Annotated in this window: 19 protein-coding genes and 1 pseudogene; 10 read left to right on the forward strand and 10 right to left on the reverse strand. The window is 37.1% G+C overall.

The features are described 5' to 3' along the window. Positions 1-106: 106 nt before the first annotated feature. Positions 107-820 carry an acetolactate decarboxylase gene (gene budA, locus RZ78_RS06525; RefSeq protein WP_034532268.1) on the reverse strand — a complete coding sequence of 238 codons (714 nt, stop codon included), beginning with the start codon at positions 818-820 and terminating at the stop codon, positions 107-109. A 954-nt stretch (positions 821-1,774) separates the two neighbouring features. Then, positions 1,775-2,497, reverse strand: coding sequence for an MIP/aquaporin family protein (locus tag RZ78_RS06530; protein WP_080997960.1), 723 nt, complete (start codon positions 2,495-2,497; stop codon positions 1,775-1,777). Positions 2,498-3,158: 661 nt separating this feature from the next. On the opposite strand from RZ78_RS06530, the gene RZ78_RS06535 reads away from it, so the two are divergent. Then, entirely contained in the window at positions 3,159-3,728 is a 570-nt protein-coding gene (locus tag RZ78_RS06535; protein WP_053792115.1) for a TetR/AcrR family transcriptional regulator, read from the forward strand. Between the two features lie 34 nt (positions 3,729-3,762). Here RZ78_RS06535 and RZ78_RS06540 read toward each other — a convergent pair. Continuing rightward, a pseudogene (locus RZ78_RS06540) lies at positions 3,763-4,275 on the reverse strand (type 1 glutamine amidotransferase domain-containing protein). 176 nt (positions 4,276-4,451) lie between these two features. On the opposite strand from RZ78_RS06540, the gene RZ78_RS06545 reads away from it, so the two are divergent. Then, complete coding sequence (locus tag RZ78_RS06545; protein ID WP_054608507.1) at positions 4,452-5,054, forward strand: DUF3862 domain-containing protein; 603 nt, start codon at positions 4,452-4,454, stop codon at positions 5,052-5,054. 32 nt (positions 5,055-5,086) lie between these two features. Here the strand turns inward: RZ78_RS06545 and RZ78_RS06550 are convergent, their stop codons facing one another. The 4 genes from RZ78_RS06550 to RZ78_RS06565 form a co-directional block, all read right to left on the reverse strand. After that, positions 5,087-5,368, reverse strand: coding sequence for a hypothetical protein (locus tag RZ78_RS06550; RefSeq protein WP_053792118.1), 282 nt, complete (start codon positions 5,366-5,368; stop codon positions 5,087-5,089). A 111-nt stretch (positions 5,369-5,479) separates the two neighbouring features. Further along, a complete protein-coding gene (locus RZ78_RS06555; RefSeq protein ID WP_054608508.1) occupies positions 5,480-6,514 on the reverse strand; it encodes an NADH:flavin oxidoreductase/NADH oxidase in 1,035 nt (344 codons plus the stop codon). A gap of 85 nt (positions 6,515-6,599) precedes the next feature. Next, on the reverse strand, positions 6,600-6,854 hold the full coding sequence (locus RZ78_RS06560) for a hypothetical protein (RefSeq protein ID WP_054605876.1): 255 nt from the start codon (positions 6,852-6,854) through the stop codon (positions 6,600-6,602). 62 nt (positions 6,855-6,916) lie between these two features. Further along, positions 6,917-8,125 (reverse strand): MFS transporter, encoded by a 1,209-nt coding sequence (locus RZ78_RS06565; protein ID WP_237756990.1) that lies wholly within the window; start codon positions 8,123-8,125, stop codon positions 6,917-6,919. 240 nt (positions 8,126-8,365) lie between these two features. Between RZ78_RS06565 and RZ78_RS06570 the strand changes: the two genes are divergently transcribed. From RZ78_RS06570 to RZ78_RS06585, 4 genes are all read left to right on the forward strand, one after another. Continuing rightward, positions 8,366-8,521, forward strand: a complete 156-nt coding sequence (locus RZ78_RS06570) for a hypothetical protein (RefSeq protein ID WP_191978852.1) — start codon at positions 8,366-8,368, stop codon at positions 8,519-8,521. Positions 8,522-8,531: 10 nt separating this feature from the next. Further along, a complete protein-coding gene (locus RZ78_RS06575; RefSeq protein ID WP_054608511.1) occupies positions 8,532-9,554 on the forward strand; it encodes an SEC10/PgrA surface exclusion domain-containing protein in 1,023 nt (340 codons plus the stop codon). Positions 9,555-9,728: 174 nt separating this feature from the next. Further along, on the forward strand, positions 9,729-10,655 hold the full coding sequence (locus tag RZ78_RS06580; RefSeq protein WP_191978853.1) for a YdcF family protein: 927 nt from the start codon (positions 9,729-9,731) through the stop codon (positions 10,653-10,655). A 201-nt stretch (positions 10,656-10,856) separates the two neighbouring features. Next, a complete protein-coding gene (locus tag RZ78_RS06585) occupies positions 10,857-11,603 on the forward strand; it encodes a CAP domain-containing protein (protein ID WP_054608513.1) in 747 nt (248 codons plus the stop codon). Between the two features lie 24 nt (positions 11,604-11,627). Here the strand turns inward: RZ78_RS06585 and RZ78_RS06590 are convergent, their stop codons facing one another. Further along, the gene (locus tag RZ78_RS06590) at positions 11,628-12,041 is read right to left on the reverse strand and encodes a MarR family winged helix-turn-helix transcriptional regulator (protein WP_034534793.1); all 414 of its coding nucleotides are present in this window, start codon (positions 12,039-12,041) and stop codon (positions 11,628-11,630) included. Between the two features lie 156 nt (positions 12,042-12,197). Between RZ78_RS06590 and alsS the strand changes: the two genes are divergently transcribed. Beyond that, the gene (gene alsS, locus RZ78_RS06595) at positions 12,198-13,871 is read left to right on the forward strand and encodes an acetolactate synthase AlsS (protein ID WP_054608514.1); all 1,674 of its coding nucleotides are present in this window, start codon (positions 12,198-12,200) and stop codon (positions 13,869-13,871) included. A 32-nt stretch (positions 13,872-13,903) separates the two neighbouring features. On the opposite strand, the gene RZ78_RS06600 is transcribed toward alsS, so the two are convergent. After that, on the reverse strand, positions 13,904-14,290 hold the full coding sequence (locus RZ78_RS06600; RefSeq protein WP_054608515.1) for a DUF805 domain-containing protein: 387 nt from the start codon (positions 14,288-14,290) through the stop codon (positions 13,904-13,906). Positions 14,291-14,405: 115 nt separating this feature from the next. After that, on the reverse strand, positions 14,406-14,843 hold the full coding sequence (locus RZ78_RS06605) for a DUF805 domain-containing protein (RefSeq protein WP_053792129.1): 438 nt from the start codon (positions 14,841-14,843) through the stop codon (positions 14,406-14,408). 143 nt (positions 14,844-14,986) lie between these two features. Here RZ78_RS06605 and RZ78_RS06610 point away from each other — a divergent pair, with 143 nt between their 5' ends. The 3 genes from RZ78_RS06610 to RZ78_RS06620 all read left to right on the forward strand — a co-directional run bounded on the left by RZ78_RS06610 (position 14,987) and on the right by RZ78_RS06620 (position 17,006). After that, complete coding sequence (locus tag RZ78_RS06610; protein ID WP_054608516.1) at positions 14,987-15,598, forward strand: TM2 domain-containing protein; 612 nt, start codon at positions 14,987-14,989, stop codon at positions 15,596-15,598. Positions 15,599-15,714: 116 nt separating this feature from the next. Further along, positions 15,715-16,569 carry an NAD(P)H-binding protein gene (locus tag RZ78_RS06615; RefSeq protein ID WP_054608517.1) on the forward strand — a complete coding sequence of 285 codons (855 nt, stop codon included), beginning with the start codon at positions 15,715-15,717 and terminating at the stop codon, positions 16,567-16,569. After that, entirely contained in the window at positions 16,569-17,006 is a 438-nt protein-coding gene (locus RZ78_RS06620; RefSeq protein WP_053792132.1) for an Rrf2 family transcriptional regulator, read from the forward strand. Before RZ78_RS06615 ends, RZ78_RS06620 begins: the two co-directional genes overlap by 1 nt. The last annotated feature ends 97 nt before the right edge of the window (positions 17,007-17,103 follow it).

Consider the following 17,103-nt stretch of genomic DNA (forward strand, 5'->3'; position numbering starts at 1 on the left):
AAAAACTGGGAGGAATGTCACCGGTTGAATACCGGAACAATTCCTCCCAGAAAATTGCATAACCATCCTCCAATTTTAGGGGTTCAGGTCACAGTCCTTTTTATTTTTATTCAGCTTCTCCGATAGCACCAGCAATGTCATCATTTGAGAAATCATGTTTCATAAAGTCGTCATTTGATGATGGTAATTTTTGAACTAATTCATCAAGCTTTTGTACTTTAATATCGCCAGAAACCATCTCGAAATCAAGTAAATGACCACCTACTGATTTATCATCAGCCAAGAAATGAAGATGGAATCCACCAACAGATGGTCCATTGAATAGCTGTGGTGAGTAGTATCCAATTACTGTACCCTCAACATCTTCTTTTTCAAATTCATTTTGTTCATGAGCACATTCAACAAGTGTTGGATATGGTTTTGATTGTTTATGAACTGATCTTGTCTTTACAGACTTAAATGTCCCGTGGGCACGAACTGAGTAGAAAACATTATTCCAATCTAGTTCAGAGGACACTTTTTCTTCTAAGTCTTCCATTTTTACTAATGCATGAACATTGGCTAAATGTTCAAAACTAGCAAAATGAACATCAGCAAATGGAACAGTGAAATCACCATCTAGTTCATTGACGTTTCCTTGACCATCGATTTGATATGCCACACCGTCTAAGATAACAAGTTCACCATCTAGACCGTCACCAGTGCCAATACCAGTGTCACCGTGTTTTAATAATTCTTTTAATGGTAATGTTCCTTCAAACAACCCAGGAACTAACATTGCTAACGTACCGTATTGGTATAAAGTATTAGCATTATTCATTACTTTTCATCTCCTAATTAATTTATTCCATTCTATCACAATGAAATAATTATGAGTAAAAAAATAACCGATACCTACGAAAGTATCGGTTATTGATGTAAAAATTAAAATTACCCAGTGCCTTGAATAATTTTAATTTACGATCAGCTTATTTATGGAATATCGATTCACGTAAGAACTGGTTTGCTCTTTGCTTACTAATTATATTCAGGGAAGAATTCATAATCATTTTTTTGGAATGAGCATACCATGAAAGTGCATAATAATATTTATATGAACACATGCAAACGTAATAAATGTTTTAACTTTATTTATCTACTTATGGACGAGAGAATTAATTTACAAACTCGGGGAAATTCATAAATTAACGGATTTTATCTATTAATTACCAGCGCGACTTGATAGTTAATAGACTTAGAGATAGTTTTATAAGAAAGTGTATGAATAAAGTTCTCAAAGAAAGTTAGACTAAGGTTACACGATTTCATGGTATTAATTTGTTGTGGATCTTAGCGAATCGATGCACCACCAAAATTTATTATTATTGGTGTTATGTTATGCTACAATTCCACGATTTTTAAGCAATTCTGAAGGTGCATAAATCACTTGATAGACAAATCAGGGGCATCCAAATCAAGCAATCATATTCTAATAAATAAACATCTAGAGTTTAATCACAAAGATTAAACAAAGAGAAAACTAACAATCTTAACAGTTGCAATAACGATTAAGCTGTTAACCAGCTCTTCGAAGATAATAATATAATTTTGACAAAACACTGTCAAAACGGCAATTAATAGACTTTTATCAAATTATTTTTTACTAAATCCGCTATAAACTAGGCTTTTGATTTTTTATTTATACAAGTAGTCCATTTTGTATATTTAAAACTTAATCAAAAATAAAAAAGAGAAGAAAATCTTAATATTTTCCTCTCTTTTATTTTTTAAATGATTAAAATACGGCTTTGTATAGGATTGCAGCAAGGGTTGCACCAATGATTGGCGCTACGATTGGCACCCAACTGTATTTCCAGTGTGAGCCACCCTTGTTCTTGAATGGACAAAAGGCGTGTACAATTCTTGGCATGATATCTCTGGCTGGGTTCAATGCTGGTCCGGTTGGTCCACCGAATGAAACAACCAAACACATTACTAGAAAACCAAGTGCGATAAAATCAGCGCGTGGATCTAGTTTGTCGGCAGTCATTGCTAACGCACCCAATACCAATAGGAATGTTCCGATTAATTCGTTAATGAAACCATTTAGGTAACTGTGAGCTGAGTCAATGGTTGCAAAAGTTCCCAAAACACATTCACAGTTAGTAGTCTTGTCATAGTATGGCTTGTAAGTAAGTACCACGGCGATTTGACCAACGGTTGCCCCTAATAGTTGAGCAACAATATATGGTAATACTTCGTGCCATGGGAATTGGTTTGTAAAAGCCAAAGCAAGTGTCATAGCGGGATTAATTTGGGCTCCGGAAATTGTCGCAAACATCATTGCGGGAATCATAACCCCGATTCCGTATCCAAAACCAATTAATACCCATCCACCATGGAAACCTTTAGTTCCCTTCAATTCAACATTAGCAACTGATCCGTTACCCAATGCGACCATGATGGCTGTTCCAATAAATTCAGCGATGCATCTAGTTAATAGCGTGTAATGATCCAAAATTTTCTACTCCTTTATATAAACTACACAGTATTTACTCCATCATCTTTATCTTGCTCAAGTTCTTCCATCCGTTTGATAAACGGCAACGCTTCTACAAACCAACCTGGCGGCATAAAAAAAGAGTTGTAAAATCCGAATCGATTTTATAACTCTCGCCATAATTTCTTTTCCAAATTCATATGTAGTAATTTGTTGATAGTATGTTAAACCATAACAGTATATCGATAATCTTGTTGAAACGAGTTATTAGACAGTGTGTATAACTTTTTGATTATTGTTAATTTCTAAAAGTTTTCAATAATCAAGTCAATGTTTTGCTAACAACTCAGCAAAAATAATTATATGACCCACACCGCTGTTTTTCAATAACTAATAAAGATTATTTAACCACTTTTTATAAACATTTAATCGTTACTTAGAATTCAATGATTTTAAGTTAAGTTTAACTTATAAAAAGTACCCTTTCTATAAATACTTTTTATATCAATCATAATTAAAATATATTTTAAACTTTTTTGTATAAACTTAATTAAATTTGCAAAAACTTAAGTATTTATCTCGCTAGATAAGATTATAATTATAAGCATGGCAAAGATTTAATGTAATTCACATTACTCAGCCCTGAATAGGAAAAATTTATAAGGGGGATTTAATCAGAATGTTTATTAAAAGCAAATCCAAGAAAAGAATCGTAATGTCTTTTCTAAATTTATCGGCTCATCAAGACATTAACACAATTAGTACAAATGACATCATTGAAAACGCAAATATTTCTCGTGGTACTTTTTACAATCACTTTAAGAATAAAATCGACATCGTTAACTTCATCGAAACTAGCATCAGCCATTCTTTAGATGAACAATTTGTTAACGTTGATAAAAATTATGATAACTTTTTCTATATTCTAAGCGAAAAGGTATTCCCAATCGTCTACGATGATCGTGAATACATCAAGGTTCTATACGAATTCTACGAACCACAACTATTCTCATTTTTAAGCAGTCATTATTCCAAATTCCTAGTTCCTTACTTCGAGAACTACGATGAAAAGGAATATGGCATCCCTAAGTACTATGTGTTAACTTTCTTCTTCAGAGTCATTTTAGACGCGATTATGTCATGGATTTCACAACCAATTCCATTATCAGTTGAAGAATTCAAGAAGGTATTCTACCGCCTAATCAACACTTCAATGACTGAAATTTGTGGAATTGTCATCAGAAGATAAAAAAGAAGCCCAAAAGGCTTCTTTTTTTTACATATTATTTTACGAACTTAACGATTTCAGCATTGAATGCATCTAAATCGTCAGGAGTTCTGCTTGTGACTAGTTTGTGTTTTTCATCTACTACGACTGGTTCATCATGAACTTCAGCACCGGCATAGAATAGGTCATATCTGATTGTTGTGTATGCAGTCAACTTCAATTAACTTGCCAAACCGGTTTGAATAAAGAATTGAGGACCGTGACAAATTGCAAATACAGGCTTATTAGCCAATAGGAAACGTTTTACAAAATCATTGAAACGATCATCTGCTCTCAATGCATCTGGAGAGCCACCGCCAGGTAATAGCAATGCATCATAATCATCAAAGTTGGCATCGTCGATACCTAAATCAACCTTTTGTGTATCACCATGTTCACCGGTAATTGTGTTTCCGGCCATGTCTTCGATAATTTCGACTTGATGACCCGCATCCTTTAACGCCTTCATAGGTGAAGTTAATTCAGAATCTTCGTATCCGCTGGTAACAATTGCAGCAATCTTACTCATAGATACAACCTCCTTTTTTCTTTCTTCACCCCCCATGGTATTAGGGAAATCCATCGATTACAAGTTTTTGGTTTGTAAAAAAATCATGATTAAATTATGAATAAATAATTTAAATTATTGATATTTGTCCCCTAATTTGATTAAAATACTAATAGAACATATTGAGGAGATATAGTATGAATAAAACTTTTAAGATTTTCCTTGCACTTTTTACTTGCCTACTAGTATTAAGTGCTTGTGGTAAGAAGAAGGCAGAAGATACCAATCAAACAATTTCTGGTCCAAAGCCTTCCCTATCAGATGCCTTGAATACATCAGGTATCTCATTAGAAAAGTACCAACAAATCAAGTACACCGATCAACAATTACACGGTGGTTCAAGTTACAAAAAGGTTGTTAGCCTACTAGGAAACCCATCTAAGACTACCGACACTACCCTTACTAACAATGACACGGCAAAGCAATATACTTGGCAAATGGGTGGTAACGCACAACTACAATACATATTTGTAATTGTTTACAAGGACAAGGTTTTAAGCAAGGGTTACCAACAAAACACCGCTGCTAAAATTGTGAAGAAAGCTAAGATTGAAAAGATTGCTAAGAACACTTCATTCTCAGACGTTCAAGCAACTTTAGGATCACCACTTTCACAACAAGAAGCTGATGGAATGTCATTTATGACCTACCAATATGACAATTCACATGCCTACAACCTTACCTTTAAGGATAAGAAGCTTAGTGAAAAGCAATCAGTTAGTCTAAACACTAATAACTAATAAAAAAGAACCGATATTATATCGGTTCTTTTTTACATGATATCAATATATCCTTCATCCCTTAATGAATCTAGTGTTTCCAAAAGATCATCGGTACTCATGTTATCAAGTTGTTCCAAGAATTTCTTTTCGTAGGTGTCGATTAAATCATCAAAATAGGACTTAATTGTTTTGGGTTCCAATTGACGATACATTCTCATCTTATCTTCTGGTTTACGAAGGTCGAATTGATAGTATTGTTGGAATTTTTGAACGTACCATGCCCCCTTAATCTTCGCACGGTATGTCATAATTCTTTCGTCTGTCCAATACATATAATCACCTCATTTTATTCGCTGTAATAGAATAATTATATAACAAATTAAAATTAGATGACAAAATTTTACCAATAAAAAAAGATATCCAGATGGATATCTTTTTATTTTTTACTTTTGTCCACGTTCGTAAGACGCATCAAAGACCTTGAAGTCATGATCATGTAATTCTTTAGCAGCATCTGCTAACCAGTTAGTGTTTCTTAGCAATGCACGTCCTTCCATAATCAAGTCAGCTTGATCATTTTGTAGGATGTATTCGGCTAATCCAGGGTTATCTAACAAACCAACAGTTGAGACATCAATATCTACCGCTTTTTTAAGTTCAGTGGCAAATGGAGTTTGATATCCGTCATGAACTGGGAAGTTAGGTCCCTTTGGTAATAATCCACCGGTTGAAACATCAATTAGTTTGATGCCGGCTTCTTCTAACCACTTACCGATTTGTTGCCAATCTTCCATGGTATTTTGCAAACCACTTTCATCGTAATCGGTTAGTGATAAACGAATCCAGACTGGTCCAGCAAAGTTTTCCTTCACAGCATCGATGACTTGAGAAACAATGCGGAAACGATTTTCTAGACTGCCACCGTATTCATCATCACGTTTGTTAGAAACGGCTGATAAGAATTGGTTCAACAAGTAACCATGAGCACCATGAATTTCAATCATGTCTACCCCGGCATCACTAGCACGTTTGGCAGCTTGGCCGAATTCGGAAACAATGTTTGCGATATCTTCTTTGCTTAATTCAATAGGTGTATTGCTGTCATCGCTAAATGCAATCGCACTGGGTGCAACTGGAACATCTTCGTCGGCTGCCTTTCTACCGGCATGGTTCAATTGAACCCCTACCTTTGAACCTAGGTAGTGAAGTGAGTCAACCAAACGACTGAATTCACTAACTTGTTCGTCATTCCATAATCCTAGGTCGTTGTTACTAATACGACCTCTTGGGTCAACGGCAGTTGATTCAGTAATAATCAAACCAACACCGCTAATTGCACGCATCCCATAGTGAGCAAAGTGAAATGGTGTCGCGATTCCATTTTCACGAATCACTTCATAGGTACACATTGGTGACATCACTACTCGATTCTTAAGAGATAGTCCACCAACATTTGCCGGTGCAAGTAATTTTGACATATTCATCTTCCTTTCGCTTACTTAATATAAGCTATTATACTCGCATAATTATTAAAATAAAAGAAAAAGACACCCTCTCGGATGCCTACTTAGTCAATGCTTTCATCGCGTTATTGAAACAATCAAGTGAACAGTTAATTTCACCTTTGATGATTCTAAACTTACGATCAACATATTCTTGTGTTATTTCACGTTCATCTGTTTCATTTAAGTACTCCACTAGATGGTCGATATCTCGAATGACGTTGCTGTCACGGTTGGTACCATCTAGTGCGTTAATGATGTGTGAACGCGTTCTCTTTAATGTTAGTAAATTGTTGTCAATTTCTTCTCTAGTCATCGCAATCCACCTCCAAATATTATCCTATTAATTATAATGATGTTTCATCAATTAACAAATATTTAGTTCTTGTCGGTTTCAATTGATTTGATATTCTTGCGAACTAGGAACAAGTTAATTCCGGCTAAAATAGTGGTAGCAATGAAGACTCCACGGTAGCCACCAATTAATACGACCGCTGAACCAATCATTGGACCAGTCACGTTTCCGGCAGCTTGAAAGCTTTGGTTCCAACTAAAGACCTGACTAATTCGGTCGTGTGGACTGTACTTAGCTAGGATTGCTTGAACCGTTGGTAACAATGCCGCATCGGAAATCCCGATTAGAAAACGCAAGGCACCTAATTGCCAGACATTTTGCACGAATGTCGTTAGGAAAAAGACAACCATCGAAAATACCAATCCGAATTTCAAGATTTGATGCGAACCAATCTTATCGCCCAAACGACCAAAGAACGGTGCGACCGATATCATCGCCACCCCGTTGATGGCTTGGATAATTCCCGCGGTCAACGCAATATTAGTCGATGTTGGATCTAATTGTTTAACGTACAAACTCAAGATTGGTGAGATTGAGTTATTAGTTGCTTGAATAAATAAGGTGGTTAAAAACATTCCAAATAAGATTTGCTTAGTTGGAATTCCAGATAAGAAATGGGGTTGTTTTTCCCCTTTTTCATGTGGCACTGGCTTGAAGTTTTCATGAACGAAAAAGATACTTAGGATGAATGCTACCATCATTGCTAATCCAGTAATTAAGAATGTATAACGGTAGCCAAATGTATCGGCGATTAATCCACCAATCATTGGTCCGATTAATGTTCCTGATACGTTTCCTGTCGCTAGTTTTCCTGAAGCATGACCTACATGACTCTTTGGCGTTTCAGCAGCCACCAAGGCGTTGGCGTTACTGATAAATCCAGAAAAGACTCCTTGTAAAAGACGGAGGACAATTAATTGCCATGCACTAGTTACCAGACTCATTGCACCAATTACGACGGCCATCCCCAAGGATGCTCTAAGTAACATTGGCTTTCGACCGTACTTATCGGCCAAGATACCCCACAATGGCGATACAATCATCTTCACTAGAAATGGCGCTGCAAATGCCATCCCGCTGTAAATTGATGTTTGCGTGGCGTTATAATCGCCCAGTTGACCTATAAATAATGCAATGAATGGACTGATACTACTAAATCCGATTCCAGCAACGAATGTCCCAAACCATAAGACGTTTAGGTTTTGTTTCCAGTTTATCGCTCGATCACCCAAGGGTGAACTCATCTCCTTATTATTGAAATCTTGAATACATAATTAAAAATTATAACACTTAAGAATATTTTCTGTAATTATTAAGTAATTTTTAAGATTGTATCTATATATTTGAGCTAAATGTAAACTATGATAATATATTCTAAACAGAACTTTCAATAAGGGGTGAAGGTAATGCAACAAACTCAAAGCTTTTTTATGCTTTTTGCGTATGGTGTTTTTCTATTTGGCGCCATTTGTATGGGAATTGGATGGTTCTTCTTCAAGCTTCGCGCGATGTCAAATCAACCTGCTTGGGATGGAATCGGTGGTAAACTAATTAAATTTGGTTTATTTATTGTTGTAATTGGGGTAATCCTAGTTGGATTATCTGTATATTTATTAGGAATTAAATAGGTGAAAAAATATGAAAAAAACAATTAAAATGATCGCTGCTGCTGCGTTAATCGGTTCTGTGATTGCTTCATCAGGACCAGCTGTAACTACTCACGCAAGCTCTACTAAAAAAGAATCTACATTAATTAAAAAATTTAAACAACAAACTACCGATGATGCCAAAATCGCAACTACTAAATCAATCAGTAAGCTAACTACCGATGACTTGAATAACTTCATTCCAACTCAAGCGATGAAGGTTTCTGGCAATCAAGTTACCGATCCTGGTTCTGATGCTAATTTTGTAACTAAAATTAACTATAACGCTAAAAAGAATCCTAAAAACGTAATCAAATTACCTGAGGGTTATACTAACGCTACACTAAAAAAAGCAGCTAGCGAAAAATCAATCGGTAACTACAAGTTGCAAGTTGCAATGGGTAAAATTGGTCTAAAGGGTCTAGCAATTAACTCATTTACACCAAGCAAGAAAGATTTAAGTAGAAATGTTAACCTAAATAAAATGACTTACAGTCAAAGAAAAGAACTTACTCAATTCGCCCTAAGCATTCTAAATCCTGCAATCAAGCAAGCTAAGGGAATCCAATACAAGTCTTCTAAAAACACCATTGCCGTTGCCCAAACCTTTGCTGATGTTTACAGCAAGGACAACTGGAACAACACTGGTAAAAAGACTGGTCATGACTTAAGAACTAGATCCGTTGCTTCTAAGAAGTACAACATCTCAGATGTGGCCGAAGAAAACTACAGTGATAACCCATCGTTTGCTTTAACTAGCACTAAGCTTAAGAAGCGTGTCGTAACCATGGCCGCCTTAAAGCACGCTGTATACAACTCAATTGCCCTTCAATTATTTGAAGACGGCCCATCATATTGGGGTCACGCCACTGCTTTAATGAACTTAGACATCCACAAGAAGTACCAACCAAACTACTTTGCCGTTTCTTTCGATAAATTTGGTGGTATTCACTTTGTGATGGTGCCACACAACAAACTAGTTAATAAGAAATATGTTCCAGGAGCACTTGTATAGTGTAGAATGGAGATAAACAAAAAGCTCACAAATAATTTGTGAGCTTTTTTATCCTAAGAGATAAGGATGATATATATGTATTTAATACCTTTAACATTAATAATTTGTATCGGCCTTTTATGTTGGTCGTTTTATAAGAAAAAGGCAACATTTTGGAATGGTTTCCTATTCTTAATGTCGGTGTTTGCTCTGGCTGGGAACGTGATGTTCTTCTCACTAATCAGTAGTAGCAAGATTTTACACGTCATCTTTTTAGTTATTGCCTTGGCAATCATGGTTACCTTAACGTTAATCTACGCCTTACACGCCGTGCTATTAATCTGGAACGGAATTATCGTGTGGAGACGAGAAAGTCACTCACTAGCCAACTTATTAACATTAATCATTGGTGTCTTCTTGTTGATTTATCCGCTAATGAGTTTCCTATTCTTGCGCAAACTGATTCCAAAGCCATACAATCTAATGATTGAACACTTTACCGAAATGGGTTCATTCTACATGATCAGTATCTTCTTGATTTTCTCCCTTTCAGTCTGGATTTGTAACTTCTATCGTCCAAAGCCTGACAAAGCCTTCATCATTGTATTAGGTGCTGGTCTGCTAAACGGAAACGAGGTCTCCCCACTATTGGCATCTCGAATTGACCGTGCGATTGATTTCTATCAAAACCAAATCAATGTTTCCGATAAACATCCCCTAATCATCTGTTCCGGTGGTCAAGGTGGCGACGAAAAGATTCCAGAGGGTGTGGCCATGAGAGACTATGTCCTACAAAAAGGCATTAATCCAGACGACGTTGTCGCAGAAGATAAATCGGTCAACACGATTCAAAACTTCGCGTTTTCTAAGAAGATTGTCGATAGATACAAATTAGATCCAAATAACGGCATCTTTGTTTCAAACAACTATCACATCTACCGTGCCACAGCTTACGCTGAGAACGCCGGTATGAAAATCAGTGGTATTGGTTCAAAGACCAGTGGATTCTTCCTACCAAACGCGATTATCAGAGAATTCATCGCTATTTTGATGAAACACAAACTCGCTAACCTACTAATCATTTTATTGTTCGTCGTGATTGCGGTCGCTGACAAATTATAATAAAAAAGCATCGAGTCTCCGATGCTTTTTTATTTAGGCAACGTACGCCACAATACAGGCCAGCAGGATAATTCCCACGACGACCATTGCGGCTACCAATAATTTGTCTTGTTTCATATTTTTACCTCTTTTTGTAACCTTAGTTTAACATTTATTCGATATTATTACTGCTATACTATTATCAACAAAGAAGGTGTAACAATGAAAAAATTCTTAATTCTATTAACCATTATGTCTACCTTTGCGGTATCGACAAACGGTTATGAAGCTTTCGCTAAGGCTAAAAATACTAAACCATATATCTACAGTGTATCCGACGAGAACAATCATGGTGTCGGGGTCATCAATTCAAAGCATTATGAATATTTATACACCGATTTAACGTTTACTAAGCGTGCCAAACGATTATACCAACTACAAGATCAACCAGTGACCGTTGGTACCAGTTACCACGTTCAAAAATACAAAAACGGTAAAAAAATCCAAGCAATCTACCAAGCTCTATACCAAAATCATCAACTAATCGGCTATGCTTGGCATGGTGCCATTCAATTGAATAAGACCGCATCATTTAACCATCAAATGGCGGTTAACACAATTGGGGTCATTAATACCGCTAGAAGCTACAATGGTCTAGCCCCACTTCAACTAGACTATGATCTGGAAAAAGATGCCAATAACAGGATTACTTCAATTGAAACTAGTCCGGTTCCCGCTAACTCCGATAGTGTTTCATACTGGCAATTCAGTGATGAGAATAACTACCGCGGAACTTCATTAAGTTGGATTTTGTACTCCAACATCTCAAATAGTTCTGATGCAAACTACACCAAGTTATTAACCGATGGTAATATCACAAAGATTGGGGTTGCTGCCAAGAATACCAGCATCTTAAACGGTCAAACCAACCAATCAAATAACTACTATGTCGTTATCGAGACAAAATAAAAACGTTGCTAATTAGCAACGTTTTTATTTTTGAATGTCTTCTAGATAGCTATTGGTTAACTTCTTCATCGTATCTTCCCAATTGTAGTTGGTACTATTACAAATAGCGTTGATAAAGTTCAACTGTTCAGCTTCAATCTGTTCGATTAATTTTCGTCCATCATCTGTTAAATACACGACTTTTTTTCTCTTATCAGATTTAGCTGGACCGGTATAAACGAGGTTACGTTCTCGCAAATCGCGGCACGCCACGTTTAACGCCTGTTTTGAAATATCTAAAATTTGTAATAATTGTTTGATGGTAATCTCATCAATTGTATCGATTGAGAATAACATTTTTTGTTGATTTGAAGTTAGGTTATACTTTGATAAATCGACGATTCTATTGATTTCTTGGTATGCAAAGTAAAAGACCATTAATTTCTTTTTATCGATCATTTTATTCTCCTTTAGGTCAATTAAGTTGACCTTATATAGAATAGTGCTATTATTATAGAAAGGTCAATTAGATTGACCTATAGTATTATTTACTATTCTAGAGTATCAGAATTCAATCAATCTGTCAGAATTATTTATCATATTTGAGGTGATATTATGGATAAACCAACTACCGGATCAAAAGCTTTGATTCAAAGCATGATCAACCAAAACATTAAATACGTCTTCGGGATTCCCGGAGCCAAAGTCGATCAACTATTCGAAGACCTACAAGATTTCGATGACGAAAGAACACCTAAACTAATCGTTACCAGACATGAACAAAATGCCGCATTCATCGCTGCTGCGATCGGTCGTTTAACCGGTGAACCCGGCATCGTTGCCGTCACTTCTGGCCCCGGCGTTTCCAACCTAGCAACCGGATTAATCACCGCTACCTCTGAAGGTGATCCAATCATTGCCATTGGAGGCCAAGTAAAACGAGATGATTTATTGCGTCTTACCCACCAAAGCATTAACTCTGCCGACTTATTAAAGAGTGCTACCAAGTCTAGCGTGGAAGTCCAAGATGCCAACAACATCTCAGAAACTTTCTCAAACGCCTACATCACAGCTCAATCACCTAAGAAAGGTGCTGCCTTTATCTCAGTCCCTCAAGACGTCTTAGGTGACGAAGTCTCCCGTCCAGTAATCGATAAACTACCTAAGATTACCAACGGTAGTGTTGATAAGACTCGTATGAAGGAAATCGCCCACTTAATTGAAAACTCCAAACAACCAGTTATTTTAGCTGGTATGCGCGCATCAACTCCTGAAGTCAGTGCCGCCCTTCACAAATTGTTACATAAGTTCTCAATCCCAGTCGTTGAAACCTACCAAGGCGCTGGTGTTATTTCAAAGGAACTTGTTGATAATTACTACGGTCGTGTCAGTCTATTTGATAATCAAATCGGTGACACCATCTTGAAAAACAGCGATTTAGTAATTGCCGTTGGATACGATCCAGTCGAATACGAAGCCAGAAACTGGAACCAAGCCCACACCCAAGTAATTAACATCGATACAGTTTCCCCAGAAATCACCGCTGAATACCAACCAAGTATCATCGTTAATGCCGACATTGCAGAAAGTATCGACGCCTTAACCGAATACATCGATGATTCAATGGAACTTTCCAAGGAAGTTACCGACCACCTACACAAGTTGCGTGATCACTTCACCGAAACCATCGAAGAAGTTCATGAAACCACCGAAAATGGTTTGCACCCTATCTCAGTGATTCAATCACTTCAAAAATTCGTCAGTGAAGACACCATTGTAACTGTCGATATCGGAAGTCACTACATCTGGATGGGTCGTTACTTCAAGACTTACAAACCCCGTCATTTGCTATTCAGCAACGGTATGCAAACCCTTGGGGTATCGCTTCCATGGGCCATCGGTGCAGCGTTAACTCATCCAGATGAACCAGTCATCTCAATTTCTGGAGATGGTGGATTCCTCTTCTCAGGACAAGAACTAGAAACCGCCGTTCGCCTAAACCTAAACATCATTCAATTGATCTGGGTTGATGGTTACTACGACATGGTTAAGTTCCAAGAAGTTGCCAAATACGGTCACGACGCCGGAGTTAAGTTCGGCTACGTTGACTACGTTAAATACGCTGAAAGTTTTGGTGCTACCGGTATCCGTGCCAACAGCGTTGACGATTTAAACAGTGCTTTAAACCGTGCTAAGGACATCACCGGGCCAGTAATCATTGAAATCCCAGTCGATTACAAAGACAACATCGAACTAAAGACCAAGCTAATTCCAAACGAATTAAACTAAACAAAAAAGAGCTAGAGAAATCTAGCTCTTTTTTAGTCTTCCTTACTTGGTAGAACTGATAAAACGATATCCGAAAGAATCAATAAAATATCAAGTACTTGTAGATACCATGGTAGATGTTTAATTGTATATACAAGTAATGACGGTATGATAAATGTGATGATAACCCAATACGGACTTATTCCGATGTCTCGAAAACGCCTCACGTATTGTGAAATGTTCGGAATCACCGTGATGATTGAAAAAATTAGGTAAATTAGTAGACCGACTCTACTATCGATTTTTTCAATTCCGGCAATAACTCCAGTGATAAGCGTTAATCCCAAAAAACTCCACCAAAATTCTGATCTAGTGCTGCGGCCTTTAAAATCAAAGTATCGAGTCCAATACATTGAGAAGCCTTCAATAAAGCTTAGCATCTTACCACATCCAAATTTTCTTTAAATTTAATGTTACACTGAAAAATTAATGTACCAATAATTCCTGCATTTTGACATAAAAAAAGAGCGGTTCACCGCCCTTTTTGATGTTTAATTATTTTCTATCTTTGCTTGGCATTACTAGAATAATAAAACCAATGATTGAGATAATTAGAACTAGGGTTTGAACTAGTACATACTTGTCGTAGATGTTTGAACCCTTCAATACAGTTGGAACACCGTAGGTAATTAGTAGGAACCATGGAGTTACACCTGCGTCACGGTAACGACGGAAGTATAGTGAAATTGTAGGAATTACAGTTGCGATAGTGTATAGGATACATACTGCGATACCAATTAGCGCAGCAATACCGAATGACTTATCGGCATGGCCGGTTGCAAATGCGGTAACAACTGCAACACCACCGAATGCTAGTGCAAAGATTGCGTAGATGATTGAGTTAATCAAGAATACCCACCAGAATTCTGATCTGGTACTTACTCCAGTAAAGTTAAAGTAGTTTTTCCAAAATTGTTTGTATGCTTTAATCATAATTATATTTCCCCTTTTCATATTCTAAGTACATCTTAATTAATCACTTACAAAAAATCAATTAAAGAAATTATTAAGAATTCTTCGGTTTATCTAATAATGGTATAATTAAAACTATACAAAATGTTTAAGGGGATTTTCATATGAACAATGTCGATATTTTAGAACAACAAGTTTTCGCTGCACGTAAGAAATTATCTACCCAAGAACAACTAATGGTAAACGATTACGTGGAAAATAATGCCGTTAGTCCGGTTGCCGCATGGTTGCTATGGATATTTTTTGGGATATTCGGTGCCCACCGTTTCCTATTTAAGAAACCTTACGCTGCCTTAATGCTAACCCTAGAAATCGTTGGATGGGTTACAATCTTCTTTATCATCGGTCTTGGTTTCCTAAGTGCCGTTTGGATCTGGTGGATTGTCGATGCTTTCTCAATCCAATCATGGTTAAAAGAAAGCCGTCTAAAAGCTGCATACAGAGGAATCAATCAAATCACTGGTAAATCGGTTGAAGAATTAAGTGGTATTAACTACACTTCATTCAATGGTGCTTCAGTTGTAAACTACAGCAACCAACCACAACAACAAAACAATTTTGATCCAAACACTGGTCAACCTATCAACAACCAACCTGTAAACAATCAACCATCTTCAGCAAACGTTGAACCACAACAAAAAAGTGATTCATCAAGTACTCAATCTGTTAACGATACAGATGGTGACTTTACTGATTTCAGTAAACCAAGAGAATAACATTTTGAAAGCTTCTAAAAATTTGGAAGCTTTTTTGTTGCATTATTTCCATCCACCTGTTATCTTATATGTAACATGTTAATTATAAAGTAACAACTAGAAAGGTTGATGAAATTATGAAATACGCAATTAGTGCTGTTACCGGTAACTTCGGTAAAGAAGCAATCAAAGTTTTAATGAAAAACGTCCACAGAACTGACATCGTCGCTTTAGCAAGAAACGTTGAAAAGGCTGAAAAACAACTTCCAGCTGGTCTAGACGTTCGTCCATTCGATTACGGTAACCCTGATCAAATGGCGGAATCACTTGAAGGTATCGATAAGCTATTATTTGTCTCATCACAACCAAGCCCTGTCCTACCTCGTATGACTCAACACCAAAACGTGATTGATGCCGCTAAAAAAGCAAGCGTTGAATTTATCGTTTACACTAGTTTCCCACACGCCGAAACTGCTGATAACTTCCTATCACATGATCACACTCAAACAGAAGCAGCTATCAAGGAAAGTGGCATTGCCCACGCATTCGTTCGTAACAACTGGTACCTAGAAAACGAAGCAACCGTTCTAAAACCAGCGAGCGAAGGACAACCATTTGTATACGGTGCCGGCGACGGTCACGTTGGTTGGGCACTAGAGTCAGAATACGCTGAAGGTGCTGTTCGTGTTCTATTAAGCAAGTCACCAAAAGAAATCTATGAATTTGCTGGTGAACGTCGTACTTACGCCGACCTAGCAGAAGCATTAAAGAAGGCAACTAGTAAAGAGTTTCCTGTCATCTCAGCATCTGCTGAAGACTACAAGAACGGTCTAAAGGAAGCTGGATTAGACGATGCCACTGTTGGAATCGTTTCAGATATCCAAGCATTAATCGCTGATGGTCAATTGGATGAAGAAACAAATGACTTAACTGCCGTAATTAGTCATTCACTTACTCCAATCGAAGACGCCATCAAGAAGGTTATCAAATAATGAAGTATTCACACCGTTTAAGTGATGCTGTTCATATTTTGACCTATATTGGCGCTTCTGAAATTGTAGAAGACGATCTATCAAGTCGCGCAATCGCTGGAAGTATCAACTCTAATCCCAGCCTTGTTCGTCGTCTGATGTCGTCACTCAAAAATGCTGGATTAATCACCAGTGAACCCGGCCGCGCAGCCGTATCATTAAGCAAACCAACTACTGAAATCACTCTTTTAGATGTCTACAAAGCAATCGAAGAACCCGATTTATTCCACGTTGATGAAGAAACTAATCAACAATGTCCTGTCGGGGCGAACATTCAATCTGCTTTGCATAAGGCATACGATGAAGTTCAACAACAAGCCGAAATCGAAATGAGCAAAATCACCCTATCCGATATCGTAAAAGATGTCGTTGACGGCAATAAAAAAGCACTATCCTAATGGATAGTTGAACTGAACCCCTTGAGTTGGAGAAATCTAACTTAAGGGGTTCTTTTATGTTTTCTAAAGAATTAAAATTAGCTGCCATTAAAGATTA

The sequence above is a fragment of the Apilactobacillus kunkeei genome (assembly GCF_001308195.1).
Lineage (GTDB): Bacteria > Bacillota > Bacilli > Lactobacillales > Lactobacillaceae > Apilactobacillus > Apilactobacillus kunkeei_C.

Bases quoted from the DNA above. Each gene is read 5' to 3' on its own strand.
- budA (WP_034532268.1), bottom strand. From the start codon at position 820: ATGAATAATGCTAATACTTTATACCAATACGGTACGTTAGCAATGTTA.
- RZ78_RS06535 (WP_053792115.1), top strand. From the start codon at position 3,159: ATGTTTATTAAAAGCAAATCCAAGAAAAGAATCGTAATGTCTTTTCTA.
- RZ78_RS06545 (WP_054608507.1), top strand. From the start codon at position 4,452: ATGAATAAAACTTTTAAGATTTTCCTTGCACTTTTTACTTGCCTACTA.
- RZ78_RS06550 (WP_053792118.1), bottom strand. From the start codon at position 5,368: ATGTATTGGACAGACGAAAGAATTATGACATACCGTGCGAAGATTAAG.
- RZ78_RS06555 (WP_054608508.1), bottom strand. From the start codon at position 6,514: ATGTCAAAATTACTTGCACCGGCAAATGTTGGTGGACTATCTCTTAAG.
- RZ78_RS06560 (WP_054605876.1), bottom strand. From the start codon at position 6,854: ATGACTAGAGAAGAAATTGACAACAATTTACTAACATTAAAGAGAACG.
- RZ78_RS06570 (WP_191978852.1), top strand. From the start codon at position 8,366: ATGGGAATTGGATGGTTCTTCTTCAAGCTTCGCGCGATGTCAAATCAA.
- RZ78_RS06575 (WP_054608511.1), top strand. From the start codon at position 8,532: ATGAAAAAAACAATTAAAATGATCGCTGCTGCTGCGTTAATCGGTTCT.
- RZ78_RS06580 (WP_191978853.1), top strand. From the start codon at position 9,729: ATGTCGGTGTTTGCTCTGGCTGGGAACGTGATGTTCTTCTCACTAATC.
- RZ78_RS06585 (WP_054608513.1), top strand. From the start codon at position 10,857: ATGAAAAAATTCTTAATTCTATTAACCATTATGTCTACCTTTGCGGTA.
- RZ78_RS06590 (WP_034534793.1), bottom strand. From the start codon at position 12,041: ATGATCGATAAAAAGAAATTAATGGTCTTTTACTTTGCATACCAAGAA.
- alsS (WP_054608514.1), top strand. From the start codon at position 12,198: ATGGATAAACCAACTACCGGATCAAAAGCTTTGATTCAAAGCATGATC.
- RZ78_RS06600 (WP_054608515.1), bottom strand. From the start codon at position 14,290: ATGCTAAGCTTTATTGAAGGCTTCTCAATGTATTGGACTCGATACTTT.
- RZ78_RS06605 (WP_053792129.1), bottom strand. From the start codon at position 14,843: ATGATTAAAGCATACAAACAATTTTGGAAAAACTACTTTAACTTTACT.
- RZ78_RS06610 (WP_054608516.1), top strand. From the start codon at position 14,987: ATGAACAATGTCGATATTTTAGAACAACAAGTTTTCGCTGCACGTAAG.
- RZ78_RS06615 (WP_054608517.1), top strand. From the start codon at position 15,715: ATGAAATACGCAATTAGTGCTGTTACCGGTAACTTCGGTAAAGAAGCA.
- RZ78_RS06620 (WP_053792132.1), top strand. From the start codon at position 16,569: ATGAAGTATTCACACCGTTTAAGTGATGCTGTTCATATTTTGACCTAT.